Source organism: Gilliamella sp. wkB178, from assembly GCF_001690705.1.
Taxonomy (GTDB): domain Bacteria; phylum Pseudomonadota; class Gammaproteobacteria; order Enterobacterales; family Orbaceae; genus Gilliamella; species Gilliamella apicola_K.
Genome location: NZ_LZGK01000014.1, coordinates 23,900 through 49,611 on the forward strand (window position 1 = coordinate 23,900; position 25,712 = coordinate 49,611).

A 25,712-nucleotide genomic window follows, 5' to 3' on the forward strand; every position below is an offset into this window, starting at 1 on the left:
TTAGAATCGAATCCTCGGAGATCTGGTATTATTGCTTACTAATGTTCCGTTATTACTACTTACAATAACAGTTTCCCCTTCTTTAAGCCCCGATTTTATTTCAACATTAATATTGTTATTAATCCCCAAAACCACTTCTCGTTCTTCAACATGTTTTTGTTGATTTAATAAGTAAACAATAGCTTTATTATCGGCTAAATTTTTTTGAATTGCTTGCGATGGAATAGAAAGAACATCTTTAGCTTCATCCAGTACTATATATACTTGTGCCGTCATGGATATGCGTAAAACATGATCAGGATTATCCACATCAAATAAACCATTATAATAAATGGCACTTTTAGTGGTTGAAGATGATGTACTGGCATTAGCAGAACTTTCAGTATTAATTGAATCAGGTGCTGGCTCAATTGCACGTAATGTTAATCCGTCAAATCGCTTATTTGGTTGACCTAAAATAGTAAAATAGACCGGCATACCTTTTTTAACATTGATCACATCAGCTTCGGATATTTGTGCTTCAATTGTCATCTTATCTAACTGAGCCACTTTTACAATGGTTGGGGCACTTTGTACTGAGTTAACAGTTTGACCTTGATCGACAGGAATTGCCACGATGACCCCATCAATAGGGGAACGAATTTTAGTATAACCTAAGTTAACTTTAGCGGTGTCGACAGCAACTTGAGCACTAACAATATCGGCATCTAAAGCTGCAATGTCGGCTTTAATAGCATCAAGTTCAGCTGTGGCCGCATCTAAATCGGATTGTATACCAACCCCTTTATTAACTAATTTTAGTTGCCGTTCATAAGTTAATTGGTAATTAACTAGTTTGGCTTTTTTTGATTTACGCTGTGCTTCAAGACTGTTAAGTGATGCTTCAGATTGTTTTAAATCATTATTTTGTTTTAGATCATCTATTTCTGCAATCATATCACCTTGTTTAACTTCATCACCTAATTCAACATATAACTTTTTGATTTGGCCTGATACTTGCGCACCAACACTTACTTGCTTAAAGGCATTGATGGTACCATCAGCAAGTACAGTTTTTTCAATATTGTTTTTGATGACAGGTGAGGTAATATAATTAACTGTATTATCGTCAGGGGAAAAGATTAATTTTGCAATATAAAAAATTACAAAAATAATGAATACTATAAATAAGTATTTAATTTTAAAATATTTAAACAATCTTTTTCATCCTTTAATTTTGTTATTATTTTATTAACATTGTATCTTATCTAATCATTTAACATAGATAACTAATCATAATAAATTGTAATAATTATGAAAAATAATGCATTCTAAAAGAGAATTTAATAATTTTATGTGTTCTTTAGAAAGTTATAAGAAGAAATTATTATTGAATTTAAAAGATACTTAATTAAGTAATATTTAGCTGTTTAGCTTAATATTTTAAATATGATTAACTAAAAATAGTACAGTATAAGATTTTACTTATATAATATATTTATAATTACTTATTTAATTGTTTTTAAAATCATTATTAATTTAAATACAAATAATATTCATGTGTGGAGTATAATGAATGTTAGTTCAAAAACAACCATCCACTTTAGATAACGCTTTAACCTTACTTGAAATAATTAGTCATTATTCTTCCGGGATTTCTTTGGCTGAAATAGTCAAATTAAGTAGAATGGCTAAAACAACGGTATTTAGGATATTGGATATATTAAAGAAAAGGCAGTACCTTAGTTATGATGTTACAACTGAGAAATATTTTTTAGATGTTAAGGCTTTTGAATTAGGTGTAAAGGGATTAATGAATATCTCTCTTGTTGGAATATCAATCCCTTATTTAAAAAAACTTGCCACTAAAATTAATGAAACCTGTTTTTTAGCGGTTTATCATGATGGAAGTATAATTTATTTATATAAAGCTGAAGGTGCCTTGTCTGTTAAAACCAATTCACATATAGGTAGTAGAATGCCAGTATATTGTACTAGTCTTGGTAAATCATTATTAGCTTATCAACCTTTAGTTGAAATTAACAAAGTTTTAAGTCGCCCATTAGTTCAATTTACAACTAAAACGATCATAGACCGAGAAGCTATACATAATAGTTTAGCAAAAGTGTGTATTGATGGATATTCAATAGATGATGAAGAGGTAGAAGAAGGTTTAACTTGTATAGCAACACCAATTTTTACTAAACAGAATAGAGTGGTAGGAGCGATTAGTGTTGCTGGATCTTCTTTTCGAATCATACAAAAAAAAGAAATTATTATTAGTGAATTAAAAAATATTTCATCATCAATTTCAACAGAACTAAGAAAGAAAAATTAACTTTATCTATGTATTGAATTAAGAATTATTTACTTTGATTAGAGGTTTTAGATTATGCCACAAAAAGAGACAACATCTGTTATAGATAAGGCAATTGCTATTTTAGATGTTATTAGTAATAGTGCTGCAGGTGTAACAAGTATTGAATTAATTAAAGCGACAAATCTCAATAAAATTATAATTCATAAAATTTTAAACACATTACTTGAACGAGAGTATGTTTTTCATGATTTAAAATCAAATAGATATACATTAGGTTTTAAATCATTAGAGCTTGGCATATCAAGCTTAGTAAATGTAAATATTGTTGATGTTGCTATTCCGTTTGTTAAATCACTTTCCAATACGATAAATGAGACTTGTTTTTTAGGTGTATATAACAGTGGTAATGTGGTTTATTTATACAAAAGTGAAGGAAATAATGCGATCCATACTAGTTCAAATTTAGGGCATATGCGACCAGCATATTGCACAGGACTAGGTCGAGTATTGCTTGCCCATCAATCGGAAGAAGAAATTCGGCGTATTATAAATTCTCCATTGCCACAATATACTCAAAAAACTGTTACTGATTCAAGCCAATTATATGAACTTTTAGCAAAGGCTCGTAATGAAAATATAGCCTATGACTGGGAAGAGGTGGAGGAAGGGCTTATTTGTATTGCATCCGGTATTTTTAACTATAGCCATGATGTAGTCGCAGCGATGAGTATTGCCGGACCAAGTCATCGAATGCAAAATCAAATGAAAAAATGCGCCTCTTTATTAAAAGAGGCTACAGATTCTATTTCTAAACGATTAGGTTACATTGCACTATAAAAAATAAAATATAAGTAACATTCATATCAGTTTATTGAGTAATACTCATTAACATATCGTAAATTTTTTCATAGCTTCAGACGGAATAATCGCTCCGCGATACTGAATAACTGTACCAGCTAAATCATGCCCTTTTTTAATTGCTGCTTCTATTGAGCCACCCGTGAGCCTAACAGATAGATATCCTGCGCTAAAGGAATCACCAGCTGCCGTAGTATCTATTATTTTTTGATTATCAATCATATTTGCTGGTACCTCAATTCGCTCATTTTTTGAAGCAACAATGCAACTTTCACTTCCTCTCTTAATAATAACTTCGTTAACACCTAATTTTTGGCTACGAATAATGCTATCTTTATAATCTTCATTCCCCCAAAGCATTTGTTCATCGTCTTGGGTTAAAAATGCAATATCAGTATAGGATAAGATTTTAGAATAAACATTTTGGGCATATTCTTGACTACGCCATAATCTAGGTCGATAGTTATTATCAAAAATAATCTTACCTCCATTAGCTTTAAATTTATCCAATAAGTCAATAAGCTTATCTATGCTATATTCGTCTAAAATAGCAATACTAATACCGCTTAAATAAATATAGTCAAATTTTGCTATTTTTTCACATATTTCTTCAGTTTGTTCTGTTTTTAACCAAAATTTAGCAGCGGCATCGTTTCTCCAATAATAAAAAGATCTTTCTCCGTGACTATCGGTTACAATAGCATATAGTCCTGGCATTTTATTGCTCATTTGTTGAATAAGATCAGTTTTAATATTTTCCTTTTGCCATTCATTTAACATTTCTTGGCTGAATGGGTCTACACCAAGCCCAGTTACATAATGAATTGCAGCTTGGTTATTGGGAAATAAACGAGATAAATAAATTGATGTATTTAAAGTATCCCCACCAAAATTTCTAGTTGTTAAACTATCTTTAATTGAGAGTTCGATCATGCACTCTCCAATTATTGCTATATTTATAGTCATCACTATTTCCTATCAGATATTGTTCATTAACTAAATAACAAGATCAGTTGATCCATCTTAGATATATTTATAGCTATAGCTAACATTTAATCCATTGCAACTTTCACAACAACTTTCCGAATTTGTTCAGTTTTTCCACCAACTATACAAAGTGGTTTATGTACTTCATGTGGATAAAAAATCACAAAATCATTTGGTTGTAAAACAAACATGGTTTCTTCGGTTGGGGCTTTAACAAAAGCGATATCACCATTTGTTAGTTTATCTTCAATGACTTCAGTATGTGGAGGTAAAGTTGATACAGCCATTCCTTCTTGACCCGATAAAACAATTTGGATATCAATATATTTTGCATGATATTCGTATTTACCTTCCTCTTGAGTTCTGGATAACGTTTGTGAAACCATATAAAAAACGTTATCACCATCAATTTGATATCGGCCATTAATAGTATTATCGTTAACTTGTTGTTTTACTGTTTCAATTGCCTCTTTTAATTTTGTTGGTAAATAAGGTATTAAATTAAGATGTTCAATGTTGCCAATAATCATAGTTATCTCCTCAAAATCTTAATTATTGGTTCTAATTAATTCCCAATAATTAAGACAAAGTTTATTTATATATATATTTGTTATCTACCTAACCAACCACCATCTACTGCTATGGTGAATCCATTAATGTAATCCGATGCTGATGATGATAAAAATACAGCTGCTCCCCCTAAGTCTTCAGGTTTACCCCAACGACCTGCCGGAATACGCTCTAGAATTTGACGATTACGTGTTTCATCATTCATTAATGCAGTATTCATCTCTGTTGCAATATAACCTGGAGCTATACAGTTAATGGTAATTCCTTTTGATGCCCATTCATTTGATAATGATTTAGAAAAACCAGCAACAGCTGATTTAGCCGCAGTATACGCTGGGATGGTATATCCGCCTTGGAATGCGAGTAATGAAGCAATATTAATAATTTTGCCGTATCCCCTTTCAATCATATGTTTCCCAACTTTTTGACACATAAAAAATACAGCATTCATGTTGATGTTAATTACCAGATCCCAATCTGTTTTTGGAAAATCTACAGATGGATGGCGACGTTGTATGCCAGCATTATTAATTAAAATATCAATATGTTGATATTTGTTGATAATATCTGAAATAAGATTTTCATACTCTTCGAAATGAGATAAATCAAACGTAATTGTTTCACAAGTGACATTGTATTTTTTTATTTCTTGCTCTGTTTGTTCATCACGCATAACATCTATAATGATGATATTGGCTCCAGCATTGGCTAGACTCATTGCTAACGATTTGCCTATACCTCTAGATGCACCAGTAATAATTGCATTTTTTCCTGTCAAATCAAATGGATTTGTATTTTTCATAATGACGTACCTTAATCTTGATATTCTTATTAATCAGAAAATTTAAAAAGTGTTTTAATTACATTTTCACCAGATAATGCATTAATGAATCCTTGTTTAGCTTCTTCAGGTGTTAATACTGTAAGTAGCTTTTTATAAGGAAAATCTTGTTGTATAAATTTAATAGCAGTTTCGAAGTCTCTTGCTTGATAAACTCTGGTGCCAACAATATTAAGTTCTTTAAATTCAATATCTAATAATTTAAATTCAGTTGGTTTTTTATATGAACCAACAATTTCTATAGTACCTTGAACTTTAACCAGATCGGTTAATTGCAATGCAACCGATGGGTGTGCAGCACAGTCGTAAACAATATCTGCACCAACTTCGTTAGTTAATTTTAAGACTGTACCTAAAACATCTTCTTGTTTTGGATTAATTACCGTGAAACCAAGCTCTTTAGCTAAATTAATACGAAAATCATTTGTTTCTATGACAATTACTTGTTTAGCGCCAGCAAGTTTTAGTACACTTGCAACACAAAGTCCGATTGTTCCTGCGCCAAAAACGACAACAGAGTCTCCAATTTTAAAAGGTGTTCTTGATACGGCATGAATTCCCACGGCTAATGGTTCAACAAAAGCGCCTAAGTCCATAGGAAAATCATCTGGTAATACATGTACCTTACTTCTATCTACCTTTACATATTCGGCCATACCGCCTGCAGTATCAATTCCATACAGTTTGAGAGTTTTGCAAACGTGGCTATTTCCAGATTGACAAGCCGAACATTTACAACAGGAGATTAACGGACGAACACATACTTTTGTACCAGTAGGCAATTCTTGGTCGCCATTAACAATATATCCAGAAAATTCATGGCCTAATACTAATGGTGCTTTAGCTCTTGGGTGTACACCTAGATAAATATTAAGATCGGAACCACAAATTCCTGCATGACTTACTTTTATCAAAACTTCATTTTCATTAAGTTGCGGTTCAGTTGTTTGTTCACATACTACCTCATTAGGTCCTTTATAAATTATTGCTTTCATATCTTATATCCTGTAATTTACTTATTTATTTAGACAGTAGAGAGGAGTTTCACCTTTTGCTATACGGATTGCTTCTTCAGCTGCTTTTCTCTTTAGATCTTGTTGTGATTGTTCGGAGTACCAAGCAGCATGAGGTGTTGCAATAAAATTATCAAGACTAAATAGTTTTCTATCCGTAGGTGGTTCTTGTTCAAATACATCAAGAGCTGCGCCTGCAATTGTTTTATTAAGCAAAGCTTGATAAAGTGCTTCTTCATTTACAATGCCGCCTCTTGCTGTATTAACTAAATAACAATTTTTCTTCATCAATGAAAATTCTTTGTTATTAATTAAATTTTGAGTTTCTTTTGCAAGTGGTAAGTTAAGCGAAATGATATCTGACTGAGTTAATAATTCTTCTAAGTTAACAAAATCGATAAAACTTGGTAGATTCTCTTTTTTAGCAAATGGATCAAAACCGATAACTTTTAGTCCAATACCATGTAATTTTTTAGCTAATGATAATCCAATTCTTCCTAAGCCAATAATCCCTGCAGTTTGCTCTTGTAATCGATAAATAGGAATAGCTTTTTCATAAGCCCAAATGCCATTTTTGGTATCATTGATAAATAATGGTAATTTTCTTGATAAAGCCATAATAAGCGCTAATGCATGATCGGCTACTTCATTGGTTCCATAATCAGGTACATTGCAAACAGCAACATTATTTCTAGTCGCTGAGTCAATATCAATCGTATTGACGCCAACTCCATAGCGAACAACACCTTTCAAATTTTTTAAAGAGCTTAAAACACTATCGGAAATAGTTGCATATTGTAAAATTAAGGCATCAGCATCATGACATGCTTCAATAATGTCTGTTGGTTGTGTGATATTTAATATCTCAAAGTCAACACCTTTTTCAGCAAAAGTATTTTTTTCTATATCCATAGATTCATGATCACAATCTGTAATGTAAATCTTCATTTAGTCACCTCTGTTAAAATGGAATATCATTCCGAAATAATCTTAATTAAGTTTTAGAGAGAATGATATTCCAATTATTTTATATTGTGATCTTTGTCACACTAATTTTTAGTGATAATTAATTTCTGCATTCAATAAAATATATTTATTAAATTGATTTATAATTAGTTTTATATTTTTGAAATGTTTTTCATTTTTTTATTTTGTACTTTAAAAAAGTAATTTGAATAATGTTTTTGATCTTTCAACACTCTGAATTAATAAAGACACTAAATTAATTTTACGTTATCTTTCAAATAAATATGTTTTATTTGGTGATGTGTGTCACAAAATAGCTAATCAAAATTGATTTTATTTTATTATTTTATATATTCAAAAAAGGAATGACATTCCATATATTTTATTTATGGTGTTGGCAAAATACACTAAATTAATTGATTTAAATGATGTAATTAAATTTATTGAGGAATAAATAGATGAAAATAAAACAATTTGTTGATCGAGTACCTGGTGGATTGATGCTTATACCTCTATTTCTCGGTGCATTATGTAATACTTTTTTCCCTGGTGGTGGAAAATATTTAGGATCATTTTCTAACGGTTTGATCTCTGGTACTGTTCCTATATTAGCGGTTTGGTTTTTTTGTATGGGAGCTTCTATTGAGCTTAAAGCAACAGGAACAATGTTAAGAAAATCAGGAGTATTAGTTGTTACCAAAATAGGTACGGCTTGGTTGGTTGCTCTTATTGCCGGTACCTTTTGGACTAAAGGTTATATGGTCGAAGGTGGGATATTTGCAGGATTTTCAATTCTTGCGTTAGTCGCTTCAATGGATATGACCAATGGTGGATTATATGCTGCTTTAATGAATCAGTACGGTTCTAAAGAAGAGGCCGGAGCATTTGTTTTAATGTCTTTAGAATCAGGACCACTTATGACAATGGTTATTTTAGGAACTTCAGGAGTCGCTTCATTTGAACCAAGGTTATTTATCGGAGCAGTATTACCATTTGTAATTGGTTTTATGTTGGGAAATTTAGATTCAGATCTACGAAAATTATTTGGAAGTGCGGTTCAAACTTTAATTCCTTTTTTTGCTTTTGCACTTGGTAATAGTATAAAGTTACAAGTCATTTATGAAACAGGGTTAGCGGGTATTCTATTAGGTTTATTCGTGATTGTTATTACTGGTATCCCGTTAATTTTAGCAGATAAATTCCTTGGTAAAGGAAATGGTACAGCAGGAGTTGCAGCTTCTAGTTCAGCGGGGGCAGCGGTTGCGACTCCTTTATTGATTGCTGAAATGGTCCCTGAATTTGCTCCAGTTGCATCTGCAGCTACTGCGATGGTGGCAACCAGTGTCATAGTAACATCTGTTGTGGTACCAATTATTACTTCTGTATGGGCAAAAAAATTCAATAAAAACTTAAATAAAGTTGATACAAAAACAGAATTTATTCCTTCAACAAAAAGTGAATAAAGCATGGTAAATTAGCATATTAAGGAGAAATATAATGAATAAATTTTTGAGCGTTTTACTATTAATGGTGTTATCTATTGGTAGTAGTTACGCAGCAACTTCTAATCAAAGCACTGTAGAACAAGCTGTAGAAACAATGCGTTTAGCGATGCTGAGTGCGGATAAGGCACAGTTAGAGCATGTTGCATTATCTTCATTAACTTATGGACATTCAAGTGCGGTCATTGAAAATAAAGCTCAATTTGTTGATGCAATTGTCAGTGGTCGATCAAGTTTTAAAACACTTCAATTCCAAGATCAATCGATTATTACCGAAGGTGATACCGCAATTGTACGTCATGTTTTTGTAGCAGATACCAATGATAATGGTAAAGTTGGTAAAGTAAAAATAGGTGTAATGTTAGTTTTTAAGAAAGTGAATGCTGATTGGAAATTATTAGCTCGCCAAGCATATAAACTTCCACAATAAATATAATATTTAATCAAAAGTGTATTGATCATACTAAATGTATGGTTAATACACTTATAAAGGTAATTACATTTCCATTATAAGAGATTTCATATAGTTTTTTTCAAATTTGCTTTGTTAATTTCGTGCTTAATACATAAAACGTATGGTATACCTGAAATATTTTTGCATTAAGTATTTTTGTTTATGATTGCAATAGTGATCTTTTCTAGGATTTATCAGCTATTGCGCTATAATGGCGCAAATTTTAAAGAGTCGATAAAGATTTTATAGAAATGGCATTAAAAATAACCAATAAATGTATTAATTGTGATATGTGTGAACCTGAATGCCCAAATCAGGCTATAACTATGGGATTTGATATATATGAAATAGATCCTTATAAATGTACTGAGTGTGTCGGTTACTATGATCATTCTACTTGTCAACGGGTTTGCCCCATTCAAAATGCCATAATTGCCGATCCTGATCATGTAGAAAAACCAGAACAATTACTAGCAAAATTTAAATTACTCAATACAAAATCTTAATCAATCAAATTGTTTTAATCTCTATACGAAGCTCTTTAGGAATTTCAAAAGTAATATTTTCTAAAATACCGTCTGTTTCAATGAGGGAAGTACATCCTAAACTTTTTAAGTGGCTGATTACTTGTTGTACTAAAACATCAGGTGCGGAAGCGCCAGCCGTGACACCTATAGTCCGAGCATTGACTAGCCACTCTTTTTGAATGTCAGAAGCGAAATCAATCAAATAGGCATTTTTACTATTTCGCCTAGCAAGTTCAGCAAGACGATTAGAATTAGAAGAATTTTTAGAACCAACAACTAACACTACGTCAGCTTGTGATGCTAGTTGTTTGACTGCTTGTTGACGGTTGGTGGTGGCATAGCAAATATCGTCTTTGCGTGGGCTCCGAATATTGGGGAACCGTTGTTTTAACGTAGCTATGATTTGGGCAGTATCATCAACAGATAAGGTAGTTTGTGTTGTAAAGCAGAGATTATTTTCATTCTTAACCTGTAACTTATTAACATCATCAATGGATTCAACTAAATAAATACCACCTTCTGGGTTGTTATATTGTCCCATTGTGCCATCAACTTCAATATGACCTGCATGACCGATCAAAATTACTTCTTCTCCTCGATAACTGGATCTGGCAACTTCCATATGCACTTTCGTCACTAATGGGCAGGTGGCGTCAAAAATACGTAATTTCCGTTGTTTTGCTTCTTCCCTGACAGCTTTGGATACTCCATGAGCTGAAAAAATAAGAATGGTATCATCTGGTACTTCGTTAATATTTTCGATAAAGATAGCACCTAATTCTTTTAAGCGGTTAACTACATAGCGGTTATGTACGACTTCATGGCGAACATAAACTGGCGCTCCAAACAATTCTAGTGCACGTTCGACAATTGTAATAGCACGATCAACCCCAGCACAAAAACCACGAGGGTTGGCTAAAAGAATTTGCATATTATTTTATCTTCTTAGACTTTTTAAAATTACTGATAATAAATAGTCCAATACCAACACAAATTGCACAATCAGCAATATTAAAAGTTGGATAATGCCAATCACCAAAATTAACATCTAAAAAATCAACCACAAAACCATGATATAGACGATCAAACAAATTGCCTAATGCTCCACCTAAAATTAAGGCTAATGAAAAATTTTCTAATTTTTTTGAGCTAGGATTACGGTATAGCATATAAATAATTACGCCACTAATGATAATAGCAACTACTGCTAGCATCCACCGTTGACCTTCTAAAATACTAAAAGCCGCACCAATATTGCGTACATAAGTAATAGAAAAGAAGGGTAGAAGATTTACTGACTCATAAAGTAAAAAATCATTTAAAATTATAAATTTACTTGCAATATCAACGATAAAAACAATAATTGCGAACAATAACCAGTAAAGTCCATTATCTTTTTTCATATAGTTCATGCTCATTATCATGTTTCCGCCGACAAACGCCGGCGGGGGAAGTATAAGGTTGCTATAGATTTTACACTATAGACTATTTTAATCCGTTAAGTAGTAGTATGTCGCTATTATGCGAAATGCCTTACTTCACCTTTGCCGTGGATATTTTCTTCACAACGTTTGCATAAATGCGTAGTTGGATCGTTATCAACGGTATAATGCCAACAACGAGGACATTTATCACCTTGAGCTTTAGCTAGCTCAATTTTGAGTCCTTTTATTTCACTTTGCACTGCCTGTGTTGGCGCAGTCGATAATGGTTGTACATTAGCTTGTGAAGTTAATAATACAAAACGTAATTCATTTCCTAATTTTGCCAGAGCTTTGGCGATATCTTCATCTGCATATAAGGTAACAGCAGCTTCAAGGGCACCACCAATTACTTTATCATTACGGCCTTGTTCTAAGACTTTATTTACTTCACTACGGATCGCTAAAATATGTGACCAGTATTCACTATTTAATGCTTCGTTTTCTGATAATGTAAACAACGATAGATACCATTCTTCTTCAAAAACAAATTCTTGTTTTTGGGTAGCTGGTAAGTATTGCCAAATTTCATCGGCAGTAAAGGATAAAATTGGTGCAATCCATCTAACCATAGCCTGAGCTATATGATATAAAGCAGTTTGGCAACTGTGACGAGCAATACTATCGCTTTTAGCCGTATACTGGCGATCTTTAATGATATCTAAATAGAATGATCCCATTTCGATGGAGCAGAATTGCATAATTCGTTGCACTACTTTATGAAAATCATAATTATCATAAGCATGGATAATTTGTTCTTGTGCTTCTTTGGCCATACTTACCGCCCAGCGATCAAGAACCACCATATCATCAGGTTGCACCATATCTTTAATTGGATCAAAACCATTTAAATTGGCTAGTAAAAAGCGCGCCGTATTACGAATACGACGGTAACTATCAGCAGCTCGCTTAATAATTTCTTCGGAATAGCTCATTTCACCGGAATAATCGGTTGAAGCAATCCATAAACGTAAAATATCAGCACCAAGTTTATTCATCACTTCTTGTGGTGTGACGATATTTCCGAGAGATTTAGACATTTTACGACCTTGTCCATCAACCACGAAGCCATGAGTTAAAACTTGTTTGTAAGGTGCTTGATTATCAATTGCAGTTGATAGCATTAATGATGACATAAACCAGCCGCGATGTTGATCTGAACCCTCTAAATACATATCAGCGCTATGTCCTTCAAATTCTGGTCTGACACCAACTACAGAAAAGAATGTAGAGCCAGAATCAAACCACACATCTAAGGTATCTGGTACTTTGCGATAATCTTCAGCATCAGGTCCTAAAAGATCTTTAATATCGGCATCCCACCATGCTTGAATACCTTTTTGCTCAACTAGCTTAGCTACTTTTTCGACTAATACTAAGGTATCCGGATGTAGTTCTTCAGTCTCTTTATGTACAAATAAGGTCACAGGTACACCCCAAGTACGTTGACGAGAGATACACCAATCAGGGCGATTAGCTACCATGGTTTCAATACGTGCTTGCCCCCAATCTGGGATCCAACGAACTTGTTTGATTTCATCTAAAGATTGCGCTCGTAGACCTTGTTTATCCATACTAATAAACCATTGTGGTGTTGCTCGGTAAATAACAGGTGTTTTATGCCGCCAACAACATGGGTAACTATGTTCTATATTTTCAAAGTGTAATAAGGCATTATGTTCTTTTAGCATTTCAACAACCACTTTATTGGCTTTGAATACAAATAGCCCATCCAGACCAGCACCAGTTCCTGGTAAATAACAACCATTACCACCAACAGGGTTAGCAACTTCAAGACCATATTTTTGACCAACAATAAAGTCTTCTGCACCATGACCCGGTGCGGTATGCACAGCACCAGTACCAGCATCAACAGTAACATGTTCACCAAGAACAATCGGTTCATCAAAATCAAGGAAAGGATGTTTAAAACGTAATAACTCTAAATCACTACCTTTGCAACTACCAAGTACTTTCCAATCGTTAATATTGGCTCGTTGCATAACTGATTCAACTAAATCTGTTGCCAGAATCACACATTCTTGCTCGTTGATTTGCACTAATTGGTATTCTACTTCGGCATTTAAGGCAATCCCTCGGCTAGCAGGTAAAGTCCATGGTGTGGTGGTCCAAATCACTGCATAAATAGTTAACTCAGTTTTGATTCCAAATTTATCGGCAACAGCTTGATTATTAATAGCTTTAAATTTCACATCAATAGCCGGAGATGATTTGTCATAATATTCAACTTCAGCTTCAGCCAACGCTGACATGCAATCTGTACACCAATAGACTGGTTTGGCACCTTTAATCAAATGGCCGTTTTTAATCACTTTACCAAGAGCACGAATAATATTGGCTTCCGTGTCATAATTCATTGTGCGATAAGGATTTTGCCAATCACCAAGTACACCCATACGAATAAAATCGGCTTTTTGTAATTCAACTTGTGAGGCAGCATAATCACGACAAATTTGGCGAAACTCAGCAGGTGTTACTTTGACTCCAGGTTTACCAACTTGTTCTTCGACTTTTAGTTCAATTGGTAAGCCATGACAATCCCATCCCGGAATATATGGAGAATCATAACCATTCAATCCTTTCGACTTGATAATAATATCTTTAATAATTTTGTTAACAGCATGACCAATATGTAATTTGCCATTTGCATAAGGAGGACCATCATGCAAAATAAAAGTTTTTTTGCCTTTTTTAACTTGGCGAATTTTGCGATAAAGTTCTTTATCATACCAGTTTTGTAACATTGCTGGCTCACGTTTAGCTAGATCACCGCGCATTGGGAATCCGGTTTCCGGTAGATTCAATGTATTTTTATAGTCTGTCATGCTGATTTATTCCAGTTAATTTAATAGATACTATTTTTCAATTGGTTAATTGTGCACTGATCTGTTTTGCAGTGCAAACATCTTGTGTAATTTGTTGTTGCAATGCGACTAATGATTCAAATTTTTTCTCGTCGCGTAATTTTTTAACAAACAATACTTCTAAATATTGTCCATAAATATTGTCGGTGAAGTCAAAAAGATGCACTTCTAAAATAGCTGTTTTTCCTTGAATAGTTGGTCTTATACCAATATTGGCAATCCCATCATAATATTGATTGTTACACAAATTTTTAACTTTAACAAAATATACACCTTGTAGTGCCGGCTTTTTACGATGTAAGTGAATATTAGCTGTCGGGAATCCTAATTGCCTTGCTAAGGCATTACCATAAATAACTCTGCCCTGAATAGTGTAATCGCGACCTAATAAACAATGGGTTAATTTAAAGTCGTTATTTAATAAAGCTTGGCGAACGGCAGTACTACTTATGCGTAAGCCATCCCAGACCAAAGTGGGCATACTTTCTACTGTAAACGCATTATTGTGTGCATATTGTTGTAGTAAAGTAATATTACCTTTACGCTGATAGCCAAATTGGAAATCATCACCAATAGTGATATGTTGGACTTGGAGTTTATTTATCAACCAATCTTGGGTAAAACTATCGGCTGACATGTTAGCAAAGGTTTGAGTAAACGGAATAGCAATAATATAGTCAATACCCATTTTTTCAATAAAAATGATTTTTTCTTGAAATGAAGTTAAACGCGAAGGTGCGCTTTCTTGGTTAAAAAATTCTAAAGGCTGTGGTTCAAATAACATGACTACTGTGGGTAAGCCTAAGGTATTACCTTTGGTAATTAAGTGATTGATTAATTGCTGATGCCCTAAATGCACCCCATCAAAATTCCCCAATGTAAGTACACATTGAGTAAATTGATTTTTCAAATTAGCAATACCACGGATAATCTTCATGCAAACAGTTTTATTTGTTTTAAGTAGCTGAGAATTATACCAATCTTTCTTGAAGATGCACGCAATATAAGACGGTTTTTATGCTTTTGTGTATTGCATTTTATTTTAATTTTTTACTAACTATTGGATAGTTACTCAGTACTATATTTATAGCACCAACACTAATCAATAGTTAAATTGCTTTGTTAATAGCAAACAGCCTACTGTGATTATTAATAATGGGTTAATGCTCGTAAAAATTCCTGCCTGGTGCTAGGATTAGTTTTAAATCCGCCACCTAAAGCAGTGGTAGTGGTAATACTACTTGAATCTTCAACTCCTCTTGATTTTACACAATAATGCGTAGCATCGATCGAAACTGCAACATTGACAGTTCCCAGTAATGTTTGTAGTGCCACTAAAATTTGTTGGGTTAATCTTTCTTGTACTTGTGGTCGTTGTGAAAAGAATTTTACGATACGATTTATTTTAGATAACCCAATTACACTATCTTTAGGAATATAAGAAACTGTTGCTTTACCGTCGATAGTGACAAAATGGTGTTCACAGATGCTAGTTAAACTAATGTTACGTACGGTGATCATTTCATCAACTTGCATTTTATTTTCAATTAATGTGATTTTAGGGAAATTCTCGTAATAAAGACCCGAAAAAATCTCATCTACATACATTTTAGCTACTCGGTGAGGGGTCTCGGATAGACTATCATCACTTAAATCAAGTTCCATTAGTTTCATAATTTCGCGAAAATGGGACTCAATCTTTACTTTACGTTCGCTGTTATCCATGGTCAATCGACATGATGGTGTTTCAAGGTTTTTGGCAGCGAGCGCTGCTTTTACTTTTTGTGCAGCAAGACTTAATTCAGTCATTTATCACATACTCAGGCAAAAAATAGATACAGCATTATATAACACTCACATTGCAATATACAGTTTTACACCTACCGCTTTACTTAAAACAATAGCTTAATCTGAAATTTTTACATAATGTAGGATAATAAACATATTAGAGTCAAATAGGTTATAATACTTAAAATTATATTTGAATAACATTCGGGTAACCATAATGCCAAATAATACGCCAATTATCTTAATTGATGGATCTTCTTACCTTTATCGTGCTTTTTTTGCCTGTCCTCCATTAACTAATGCCAAAGGTGAACCAACTGGTGCTATTGTAGGTGTGATCAATATGGTGCGTAGTTTGCTTAATCAATATGATCCAACTCATGTAGCGGTGGTGTTTGATGCCAAAGGTGGATCTTTTCGTAATGAAATCTATAGCGAATATAAAGCCACCCGCGAGGAAATGCCTGAAAATTTACGCTCACAAGTTGAACCAATTCATACTATTTTACAGGCAATGGGCTTGCCACTGCTTTGCATTGAAGGTGTAGAAGCTGATGATGTAATAGGCACATTAGCCATGCAAGCAGAAAGAAAAAATATTGATGTATTAATCAGTACTGGCGATAAGGATTTGGCGCAGTTAGTTAGTGAGAAAATCACACTGATTAATACTATGAACAACACGGTACTCGATCCCAAAGGTGTAAAGGAAAAATTTGGTGTACCACCAGAAAAAATTATCGATTATCTAGCATTAAGAGGGGATACCTCCGATAACATTCCCGGAGTTCCTGGTGTAGGGGATAAAACAGCTCAAAGTTTATTAACGGAGTTTAATAGTGTTACTGATATTTATGCCAACTTAGAACAGATTGACAAATTGCCAATTCGCGGAGCTAAAACTTTAAAACAAAAATTAATTGATAATCAGGATAAAGTTGAACTGTCCTATTTATTAGCTACGATAAAAACTGATGTTGCGTTAGATTTTACTAGTGAACAATTGCTAGCTAATGATATAGATGTCAAAACTTTAGCGAAGTTCTTTGAATATTATGATTTTCACCGTTGGCAAAAAGATCTTGTTTCAGGCATATTCTTAAAACAGCAACAAAATGCGCCTGAAATTAAGAATGAGTTATCGTTACATAATTTGACTAATGAACCAGTTATAACTAAAAAAGAAACTGATTACCAATGCATATTAACTGTTGAACAGTTAGATAATTGGGTAACTAAACTAAATCAAAATCAGCAATTTGCTTTTGATACTGAAACTGATGATGTCGATCATGTTCATGCAAAATTAATTGGTATATCCCTTAGTGTTGAGCCTAATCAGGCTGCTTATATACCACTAAATCACCAATATTTAGGTGTACCACAGCAACTACCACTTACCGAGGTATTAGCTAAATTAAAACCAGTACTTGAAAATCCAACCATAAAAAAAATCGCGCAAAATGCCAAATTTGATTACAGTATACTGGCAAATTATGGTATTAAAGTTAATGGTATTGCCTTTGATACTATGCTTGAGTCTTACGTATTAAACAGCACCGAACGTCATGATATGGATAGCATGGCTAGTCGTTACTTGAATCATAAAACCATTACTTATAATGAGTTAACTAAATTTGATAAAAAACAAGTAACTATTGATGCTATTGATATTGAAAAAACCACTGAATATGCAGCCGAAGATGCGGATATTACTTTACAACTTCATCATAAACTATGGCCTACATTAGAAAAAAATGAAAAGTTAAAGAAACTCTTTACTGACATTGAAATGCCATTGGCGATTGTGCTTGCCGAAATGGAACGCACTGGCGTACTTATTGATGCTAATCAGTTAAATGAGTATTCAAATGAGTTGGCTAATAAATTAAAGGAAACCAAACAACAATTAGAGTTATTGGCTGGTGAAAAATTTAATCCAGCATCACCTAAACAAATTCAAGCAATTTTATTTGATAAACATAACTTACCGGTATTAAAGAAAACCCCGAAGGGAGAGCCATCGACAAGTGAAGAAGTGCTTAGTGAGTTAGCTAATCAATATGTATTACCACGTATGATTCTGTTTTATCGAGGATTGGCTAAACTTAAAAATACTTACACTGATAAGTTGCCATTAATGATTAGTCCTATCGATCACCGTATACACACCAATTATAATCAAATTGGTACGGTTACCGGGCGATTATCATCCAATGATCCAAATTTACAAAATATTCCAGTACGCAATGAAGAAGGACGCAGGATTCGCCAAGCCTTTATAGCACCAAAAGGCTATAAAATTATTTCAGCAGACTATTCACAAATTGAATTACGGATCATGGCACATTTATCTCAAGATAAAAGTTTGCTTACAGCTTTTGCGCATGACAAAGATATTCACCGAGTCACTGCGGGTGAAATTCTAGGTAAACCAGAATCAGAAGTCACATCCGAAGAAAGAAGACGAGCTAAAGCGGTTAACTTTGGTTTAATTTATGGTATGAGTGCTTTTGGTTTGTCAAAACAAATCAATATTCCCCGCAAAGAAGCACAATTTTATATTGACCGCTATTTTGAGCGTTATCCTGGTGTACAAATTTATATGAAACAAACGCGACAAAAGGCAGCAGAGCAAGGATTTGTTGAAACTTTATCTGGTCGACGATTGTATTTATCTAAAATTACTTCAACTAGTGGTATTGAACGCCGTGGTGCGGAACGGGCAGCGATTAATGCACCGATGCAAGGTACCGCGGCTGATATTATTAAAATCGCTATGATCAAAATGAGTGCATGGATCAAAACTCAAGCAGTTGAAAATATCAAAATGGTAATGCAGGTTCACGATGAGTTAGTTTTTGAAGTAAAAGAGGAATTTGTTGAGCAGTATTGTTTGCAAATTAAAGCAATTATGGAAAATTGTTATCAACTCTCCGTGCCATTAAAAGTAGATGTTGGTATTGGCAATAATTGGGATGAGGCGCATTAATAATTATTAATAATAGTTGTAAATATAAGACGGTTTTCCCATTAAATGTTAACGAATAGTCTATAATACCTCAAAACACTAAAATTTCGCCTTGGTTAGAAGTAGTAATGTTAACCATTCATTGCTTTTTAACAATATGTTAACTATTTAGATAGTAAAGATAAATCTAAGTAGTCATTTAATAAATTAAAAAAGTAAATTGATAATATAAGTAATTTCAAACTTAAATTATCTATAATTTTATGATATTAGTTAATATAAAATGAGTTATTTGTCTCCATTTTTTAGTCTAATTTTATTGGTTGTTTCAAACGATAGACTAATTCTACTGGAACAGTAATATTTTCAGAACACCAATCATTAATGGTGATTTTCTGTTCCATCATGTACAACGCTTTTTCGGCAATTAATTTATCGTTTTGTTTAATAGACCAAATATTATTGGACAAAAAGTTCAACATTAAATGTTCATCAAAAGCACCTATATTAATATGTTCAGGGATATATCCTAATTTTTGGTGCAGCAAGCTAATAATACCTTCTAGGATCGGTAATGACGAAGCAATAAAATTTTGTGGAATATCATTATATTTTTCAATATATTCCGAAATCATTAATTCACCATCACTTACTGAGTCGTTTTTAGCATGACAAACAATGATTTGTTTATCATCCCCATACTCTTTGATTGCTTGAATATAACCTTCAATTCTCTCTTTTACCGGGGCAAGAGTCTCTAAACCAGCAAAAAAAACGATGGGATTTTTAACTTTGGTAATCATTGATTTTGTTAATAAATAACCACCACCTTTATTATCCGATATAACACCTGCGGAAGTTTTTTGGTGATGATTTCTATCCAAAAAAACTAAAGGTTTGTCTAACGATGATAAATGCTTGGTTTCGGTATCTTTATTAGCTGGAACAATAAAAATGCCATCAACATTCCTTGCTTGTAAAGAATTCGTTAGCTTTATTTCATAATTAGGGTCATTGTAGGTACAACAAATCATCAATTGATAGCCTTTATGCCGACAACTTAATTCTAATGATTCAGCCAAAGATGAAAAAAATGGGTTAGATAAATTCGGAACGACTAAGCCTAACGTATCGGTTTTATTCAATTTCAGACTTCTAGCTGTATGGTTAATGACATAACCATATTTATCTACATAATCTTGTATTTTTTTTTGGGTCTTAATACTAATGCGATAATTTTCTGCCTTCCCGTTTAGTACCAGTCTAACAGTTGTGATTGATAAATTAAGATCAGTAGCAATTTGTTCTACAGTCTTCTTAGCCATCCCTATCCTTTATCTTATATTTCATTATACTTGCAATTATATACTTATAATGATTAAAGGTACAAAGTAAGCAATACTCTCGACAAAAGAAAATTTGACGAGAGTAAAATTAATGAATAAAACTATTCAATATCTTTAGTTAAATCTCGTTTTGATGTTTCTGGTGCTCGTATAGCAGCTATACAACCAATAAGAGCAGCTATTACCACATATGTTGCTACAGGCACCCATCCATCATTAAATGCAGCACTTAAACTTTTGGCAATAAATGGAGTAAATCCACCTGCGACAATAGCCCCTAATTGGGCACCAATTGAAGCTCCACTATAGCGGACTTTTGGTCCAAATAACTCAGTAAAGAAGGAAGGTTGTACTGAATTAATAGAGTTATGCCCGATATTTATTAATAACATATAACCTAAAACCATCAAAAAGAACGAGCCACTTTCTAATAACCAGAAGAAAGGGAATGCCATTGCCGCTGAAAATAGAGCTCCAAAAATATAAATTGGTCTACGTCCTACTTTGTCAGACAAAGCACCAAAAAATGCGTGAGTTCCAAACGAAATGACACAAGTTGCCATGACAACATTTAAAATAGTTTGTCTTTCAATGTTTAAGGTAGAAGTTGCATAAGAGACGGCAAATACAGTTGCTAAAAAGAAAGGAACCGACTCTGCAAGCCTTAAGAACATGATTAAGACGATACTACGCCATTGATGTTTTATAACTTCGATGACAGGACTTGCTTCTTTTTTCTTTTCCTTCTTTTGTTCTTTTTGGATTTGTTGGAATACCGGTGTTTCATCTAAACGGCGACGCATATATAGTCCAAGAATAACCAATGCTACACTAAGCCAAAATGGAATTCGCCATCCCCAACTTAATAGTTGATCTTCTGGTAACATAACCATAAAAGCAAAAACCCCTGTAGCTAAAAGTTGTCCAGAAAAACCACCAGTTTGCGGTATTGCCCCTAATAATCCACGGCGGTTAGGTGGAGCACTTTCTACCACCATTAGCATTGCTCCCCCCCATTCTCCGCCAACCAAAAATCCTTGCATAAATCTAAGTATAACTAGGAAAATAGGCGCCCATACACCAATTTGTTCATATGTAGGTAAACAACCGACTAAAAATGTAGAAATCCCCATACCTCCAAGGGTAATTAGTAGCGTAATTTTACGACCTAATGTGTCACCCATATGCCCAAAGAAAATACCACCTAATGGTCTTGCAATAAAACCGACGCCAAATGTTGCAAAAGAAGCTAACATAGCGGCTAAAGGGCTGATGGTTGGGAAAAAGATTTTACTAAATACTAATGCACTAGCTAATCCATAAAGTAAAAAGTCATAAAATTCTATAGTATTTCCAATCCAACTAGATATAACTACACGCCTAATACTGGCTTTATCTAATTGTTTTGCTCCTGTTCCTGAGCTTATTGCTGACATAGTCATAATATATTCCTCGTAATTTTTGAAATAAGACTGTTCATAAATAATGTCAGAACAGTTTTATCTCTATTTTGTGTACAGCTTATTGTGCTTTAATTAATTATATTAACTTCGTTATATACAATATTTTTTCGATTCCATGTATAAGTTATATGTAATACATTTTTTTCATTAGGATCACTAATAATCGCAGGATAAGAAAACTCACCTTCGCCAGATTCCAAATCAAATGGTAGAGACCATGTTTGGCCATTATCATGTGAATAAATTAATGAAATTGGGGAGCGCTTATTCCAATTCCCTGATACAGGATTGAAAGCAAGAATTAAAGTACCATCTGCAAGTTTTATAATGTCAATGCCACTATTATTATTGGGTAACGTAGTGGCATAAGCTTGGCACCAATTACGACCAAAATTAACAGAATCACTTCGATAAATCTGACCCCGAGTGCTACGCATTAAAGCATGGATATGACCAGTATTTGATTCCCATAAGGTTGGTTGGATAACTCCATCCCATCGAAATACTTGTTCAATATTACTTTCCCATAAGGCATTATTTTTTAGTCCTTGCCAAATATTACTTTTATTAGAAGATGTAGCCTCCAAGTGTACAATTGGAATGTCATTTCTAAACCAATTAATCCCATAATTATCTGAAATATCGATAAAAGAATCCCAATAGTGATTATTTTCTATTGAGCTTGGGGCTGCCCATTCTCCATTTGACATAATTAGCAATTTATTTTTGACTGGTCCTCTTGGTAATGAATCACCATCACCTAATACCTTAGGTACAGACCATGTATTTCCATTATCATCAGAAAAACTATAGTGCGTGATCCAATGGTGTACATCAGGGCCTACTTTATAAAATAAATAAATTCGGTCATTTTGGTAATGAAGTACAGGATTCCAGTGCGCTTTTCCTTCTTGAGCAATTATACGTATAGGATTTTGCCATTGATTATTCACATAACGAGATAACCATATAGCTGTATCTCCGGTTCCTTCCTTTTCACCAGCAAAATAGGCAACTAATAGCTGTTTATTAGATAACTTAATAATTGTTGATGCATGGCAGTTGTTAAATAATTGATGTTCCGGTTCTAATAAAAATGAAGCATCTTTTTTTAATAATTGCATTATGGAATACCTTTTAAATATCCAATGATCTTGTGATTATTTCACCTAGTAAGCCCATATCATCTATAGCTTGCGGATAAAAACTACTCATAAAGTTTTGAGAGGTTCTTACTCTGCATTGTATTGTTGAGAAATTTCCAATTTTCTGCTGATAATATTTTGCACAAATTGGATAATCTAAATTTTCTACTAAAGCTGCCGTGGATAAATAACTAGATAAAATTTGGGCTTTTTCAATGTTTTTTTCCCAATTTTCATATAACCAAACATAAAGTTCTGGATGAAAATTAGCCATCACACCACTAAATGCTCTATACCCCATTTGCAAGGAGGTTAACAATGTTTGACTATTGGCATTTGCAAGGCTCAAGCGAGAACCATTGGTAATTAATGCTCGTTGTTTGATAATATTAAGATCACAACATGTGTCTTTAATAAAGGTAAAACGCTCACTATCAACACACCATTTTACAATATCGTCACTAAGTAAACGTTTATAAGGATAAGGACATTCATAAATACCAAGATCTATTTTTTCTGGTAATGTTTGCACTAAATTTTGTAAATTATTTAAGGTAATTTTGTTGTCTTCACCTTGTAGTGCAAGCCGATTACTAATTAAGATGATACTATCAGCACCAGTTTCAGACATTGCTATAAGTTGTTCAGATTGATGAGAAAAATCTGTTGCTGTGTGTCCAGAAACAACTACTGGTATTTTGCCATCAACTTTATCAATAATAAATTTGGCAATTTTTTGACTTTCTTTATCACTGAGAAAAAACATTTCACTCGATTGACAAAGGCCAAATAATCCATGAACACCAGCTTTAACATACCAATCTATAAGACTTTCTAATGCGTTATAATCCACAGATCTTTGTTCAGTAAATGGAGTAAGCATTACCGGCCATACACCTACATATTTATTTTTCATACGATTCACCATTTGTTTAAATATTAATATTTATTTATCTTGAAAATATGTAAACGCATCCCCAGCAACTTTAACTTTGATATTTTGTGTTAAAGCTTGTGCAACAAAGGCTTTTACTACATACTCTAAGTTTGCTTCATCAACATAAGCTATCGTAATGTGATTGCTTTGATGACCAGCCATAAAGTCGTCTCGCGTAATACCATCAAGTACAGCATTAAGTAATGGCCACTCGTAATTTGTTGCTTTGCGACGACGCTCAAATTCGTCTGCTGGTAATTCGATGGCATGACCGGTACCTATGTGCATAATCACATCTAATCCTTCATAATGTGCTCGTGCCCAAATAAAACGTCCGGCTTTTCCTTGTCCTGCAATAGTTGAACCACCATAAGGGAAGAACATTGGTGGTTGTCTGTATCCGGTCGCACCAGCAATACCACCTTTTATGTGTTCAAACGGTACTGCACCAGAAATTTCAAAATCCCAATAAAACGTACCGTTATATTCACTACCCCAACGAACATCATGGAGTGTTGTTTCTGCAGGTAAATTAAGGGATGTTAATAAATACCAGAGCATGGTTTGTGGAATAGCGGTTCCCATATCAACTTCATTGATGCATGGAATTGGTTGATTAGGCATAATCACTTCACCATTTTCATCAGGGATAGGGAATCGATCGGTTGATCCAATTGCTCCTTCAGCAAAATCAGATGCTGCACAGCAATCTTTCAGACCTTGTTGATATTGAACCCCCACTGCTGATAAACCGAATCGTTTAAAGAATCTTGCCATGGCAATCATCATTGCACACTGTTCTTCAACTTGTTCACGGGTGAGTTCTTGTTCGCTATTAGTACCAAATTGGAACTTCATGCCACGATCTTCATACCACTTTAAGCATTGCTCGCGTAATGATTGTGGTACTTTTTTCATTTCGACTAGTAAAGCGGATTGAGAGAGAGATTCTAGTGGCATGCCAATTTTGATTAATGATAGTTGTGGAAAGACTCCATTAATCATCCCCATACAAAATGTATCAAATAACCCTAATATTGCTTTGTTACGTAAAATGTATTGCCCAACTTGATATCCAGTTTTTCCTGCTGTTGTTGCCATAACAGGATGTGTCGCAGGGATGTCATGTAAGTATTGAGTATTGTGTTCAATAGCACCAAATTTTAACCAAGTATTAAGGGCAGTATCAAAAAACTCATCTTCAAAATTTTCAGACCATAGCCTTGAATACGATTTACCCAAACTAGTTAAGGTTCCAGCTAAACAAAGCATACCTACTAGGCCAGGCCAAGTACCTTCAAAATTAGCTAATAATAAAATAGGCCCGCGATGATGGACTAAACATGGTGCTACATAATGCGAGTATTGCCATGCAGTAAGTAAAACAATTAATGGTGCATCAGGATCAATATTGGCAAAACAGTCACAACCCTCACGTTGAGTCCGTAAAAAACCGTGTCCTGACTCAGAGTTAATTGGAAATGCTCTGGTTAATTTATATCCTTTATTTTTTAATACTTGCTCAAGCTTCTGTTCGAATTTTAATTGGGTTGGCCAACAGGTTGTATTTGCTGCTTCTCGCAAATCCCCACTGGTTATCATTAAAATTTCATTTTTATCAGCTGTCATTGACGGCTTTTTATTAGATAATGTACTTTCTAGCATAGGTCCTCCCTGTT

Annotated in this window: 22 protein-coding genes; 6 read left to right on the forward strand and 16 right to left on the reverse strand. The window is 33.7% G+C overall.

Going from position 1 to position 25,712, the window contains the following annotated elements:
- Positions 1-1,197, reverse strand: coding sequence for an efflux RND transporter periplasmic adaptor subunit (locus A9G13_RS08295; protein WP_065557157.1), 1,197 nt, complete (start codon positions 1,195-1,197; stop codon positions 1-3).
- Between the two features lie 358 nt (positions 1,198-1,555).
- On the opposite strand from A9G13_RS08295, the gene A9G13_RS08300 reads away from it, so the two are divergent.
- Positions 1,556-2,317, forward strand: coding sequence for an IclR family transcriptional regulator (locus tag A9G13_RS08300; protein WP_065557158.1), 762 nt, complete (start codon positions 1,556-1,558; stop codon positions 2,315-2,317).
- Positions 2,318-2,371: 54 nt separating this feature from the next.
- Positions 2,372-3,136: an IclR family transcriptional regulator gene (locus A9G13_RS08305; protein ID WP_065557159.1), complete on the forward strand. Its 765-nt coding sequence runs from the start codon at positions 2,372-2,374 to the stop codon at positions 3,134-3,136.
- 48 nt (positions 3,137-3,184) lie between these two features.
- On the opposite strand, the gene A9G13_RS08310 is transcribed toward A9G13_RS08305, so the two are convergent.
- The 5 genes from A9G13_RS08310 to A9G13_RS08330 all read right to left on the reverse strand — a co-directional run bounded on the left by A9G13_RS08310 (position 3,185) and on the right by A9G13_RS08330 (position 7,516).
- Positions 3,185-4,123: a sugar kinase gene (locus tag A9G13_RS08310; protein ID WP_065557160.1), complete on the reverse strand. Its 939-nt coding sequence runs from the start codon at positions 4,121-4,123 to the stop codon at positions 3,185-3,187.
- Positions 4,124-4,209: 86 nt separating this feature from the next.
- On the reverse strand, positions 4,210-4,674 hold the full coding sequence (locus A9G13_RS08315) for a YhcH/YjgK/YiaL family protein (RefSeq protein ID WP_065557161.1): 465 nt from the start codon (positions 4,672-4,674) through the stop codon (positions 4,210-4,212).
- Positions 4,675-4,754: 80 nt separating this feature from the next.
- Entirely contained in the window at positions 4,755-5,516 is a 762-nt protein-coding gene (gene kduD / locus A9G13_RS08320) for a 2-dehydro-3-deoxy-D-gluconate 5-dehydrogenase KduD (protein ID WP_065557162.1), read from the reverse strand.
- A 29-nt stretch (positions 5,517-5,545) separates the two neighbouring features.
- The gene (locus tag A9G13_RS08325; protein WP_065557163.1) at positions 5,546-6,550 is read right to left on the reverse strand and encodes a zinc-dependent alcohol dehydrogenase; all 1,005 of its coding nucleotides are present in this window, start codon (positions 6,548-6,550) and stop codon (positions 5,546-5,548) included.
- A 21-nt stretch (positions 6,551-6,571) separates the two neighbouring features.
- Positions 6,572-7,516, reverse strand: a complete 945-nt coding sequence (locus A9G13_RS08330; protein WP_065557164.1) for a C-terminal binding protein — start codon at positions 7,514-7,516, stop codon at positions 6,572-6,574.
- 476 nt (positions 7,517-7,992) lie between these two features.
- On the opposite strand from A9G13_RS08330, the gene kdgT reads away from it, so the two are divergent.
- The 3 genes from kdgT to A9G13_RS08345 all read left to right on the forward strand — a co-directional run bounded on the left by kdgT (position 7,993) and on the right by A9G13_RS08345 (position 9,996).
- Entirely contained in the window at positions 7,993-8,997 is a 1,005-nt protein-coding gene (gene kdgT, locus A9G13_RS08335; protein ID WP_065557165.1) for a 2-keto-3-deoxygluconate transporter, read from the forward strand.
- Between the two features lie 34 nt (positions 8,998-9,031).
- Positions 9,032-9,466 carry a nuclear transport factor 2 family protein gene (locus A9G13_RS08340; RefSeq protein WP_065557166.1) on the forward strand — a complete coding sequence of 145 codons (435 nt, stop codon included), beginning with the start codon at positions 9,032-9,034 and terminating at the stop codon, positions 9,464-9,466.
- A gap of 275 nt (positions 9,467-9,741) precedes the next feature.
- Positions 9,742-9,996: a YfhL family 4Fe-4S dicluster ferredoxin gene (locus A9G13_RS08345; RefSeq protein ID WP_065557167.1), complete on the forward strand. Its 255-nt coding sequence runs from the start codon at positions 9,742-9,744 to the stop codon at positions 9,994-9,996.
- A 4-nt stretch (positions 9,997-10,000) separates the two neighbouring features.
- Here A9G13_RS08345 and ispH read toward each other — a convergent pair whose 3' ends face one another.
- The 5 genes from ispH to folE all read right to left on the reverse strand — a co-directional run bounded on the left by ispH (position 10,001) and on the right by folE (position 16,192).
- Positions 10,001-10,948: a 4-hydroxy-3-methylbut-2-enyl diphosphate reductase gene (ispH, locus tag A9G13_RS08350; protein ID WP_065557168.1), complete on the reverse strand. Its 948-nt coding sequence runs from the start codon at positions 10,946-10,948 to the stop codon at positions 10,001-10,003.
- Position 10,949: 1 nt separating this feature from the next.
- Positions 10,950-11,429: a signal peptidase II gene (lspA, locus tag A9G13_RS08355; protein ID WP_065557385.1), complete on the reverse strand. Its 480-nt coding sequence runs from the start codon at positions 11,427-11,429 to the stop codon at positions 10,950-10,952.
- A 107-nt stretch (positions 11,430-11,536) separates the two neighbouring features.
- Complete coding sequence (gene ileS / locus A9G13_RS08360; protein WP_065557169.1) at positions 11,537-14,344, reverse strand: isoleucine--tRNA ligase; 2,808 nt, start codon at positions 14,342-14,344, stop codon at positions 11,537-11,539.
- A gap of 37 nt (positions 14,345-14,381) precedes the next feature.
- Complete coding sequence (ribF, locus tag A9G13_RS08365) at positions 14,382-15,320, reverse strand: bifunctional riboflavin kinase/FAD synthetase (protein ID WP_065557170.1); 939 nt, start codon at positions 15,318-15,320, stop codon at positions 14,382-14,384.
- Between the two features lie 212 nt (positions 15,321-15,532).
- Positions 15,533-16,192 (reverse strand): GTP cyclohydrolase I FolE, encoded by a 660-nt coding sequence (gene folE, locus A9G13_RS08370; protein ID WP_065557171.1) that lies wholly within the window; start codon positions 16,190-16,192, stop codon positions 15,533-15,535.
- 196 nt (positions 16,193-16,388) lie between these two features.
- Between folE and polA the strand changes: the two genes are divergently transcribed.
- Entirely contained in the window at positions 16,389-19,163 is a 2,775-nt protein-coding gene (gene polA / locus A9G13_RS08375; protein WP_065557172.1) for a DNA polymerase I, read from the forward strand.
- Positions 19,164-19,447: 284 nt separating this feature from the next.
- Here the strand turns inward: polA and A9G13_RS08380 are convergent, their stop codons facing one another.
- The 5 genes from A9G13_RS08380 to A9G13_RS08400 all read right to left on the reverse strand — a co-directional run bounded on the left by A9G13_RS08380 (position 19,448) and on the right by A9G13_RS08400 (position 25,698).
- Entirely contained in the window at positions 19,448-20,467 is a 1,020-nt protein-coding gene (locus tag A9G13_RS08380) for a substrate-binding domain-containing protein (RefSeq protein WP_065557173.1), read from the reverse strand.
- Between the two features lie 122 nt (positions 20,468-20,589).
- Entirely contained in the window at positions 20,590-21,924 is a 1,335-nt protein-coding gene (locus tag A9G13_RS08385; protein ID WP_141670907.1) for an MFS transporter, read from the reverse strand.
- Positions 21,925-22,019: 95 nt separating this feature from the next.
- Positions 22,020-23,075 (reverse strand): sialidase family protein, encoded by a 1,056-nt coding sequence (locus tag A9G13_RS08390; RefSeq protein ID WP_065557175.1) that lies wholly within the window; start codon positions 23,073-23,075, stop codon positions 22,020-22,022.
- A gap of 13 nt (positions 23,076-23,088) precedes the next feature.
- Positions 23,089-24,012: a dihydrodipicolinate synthase family protein gene (locus tag A9G13_RS08395; protein ID WP_065557176.1), complete on the reverse strand. Its 924-nt coding sequence runs from the start codon at positions 24,010-24,012 to the stop codon at positions 23,089-23,091.
- A 30-nt stretch (positions 24,013-24,042) separates the two neighbouring features.
- Positions 24,043-25,698, reverse strand: coding sequence for a signal transduction protein (locus A9G13_RS08400; RefSeq protein ID WP_065557177.1), 1,656 nt, complete (start codon positions 25,696-25,698; stop codon positions 24,043-24,045).
- Positions 25,699-25,712 lie beyond the last annotated feature (14 nt).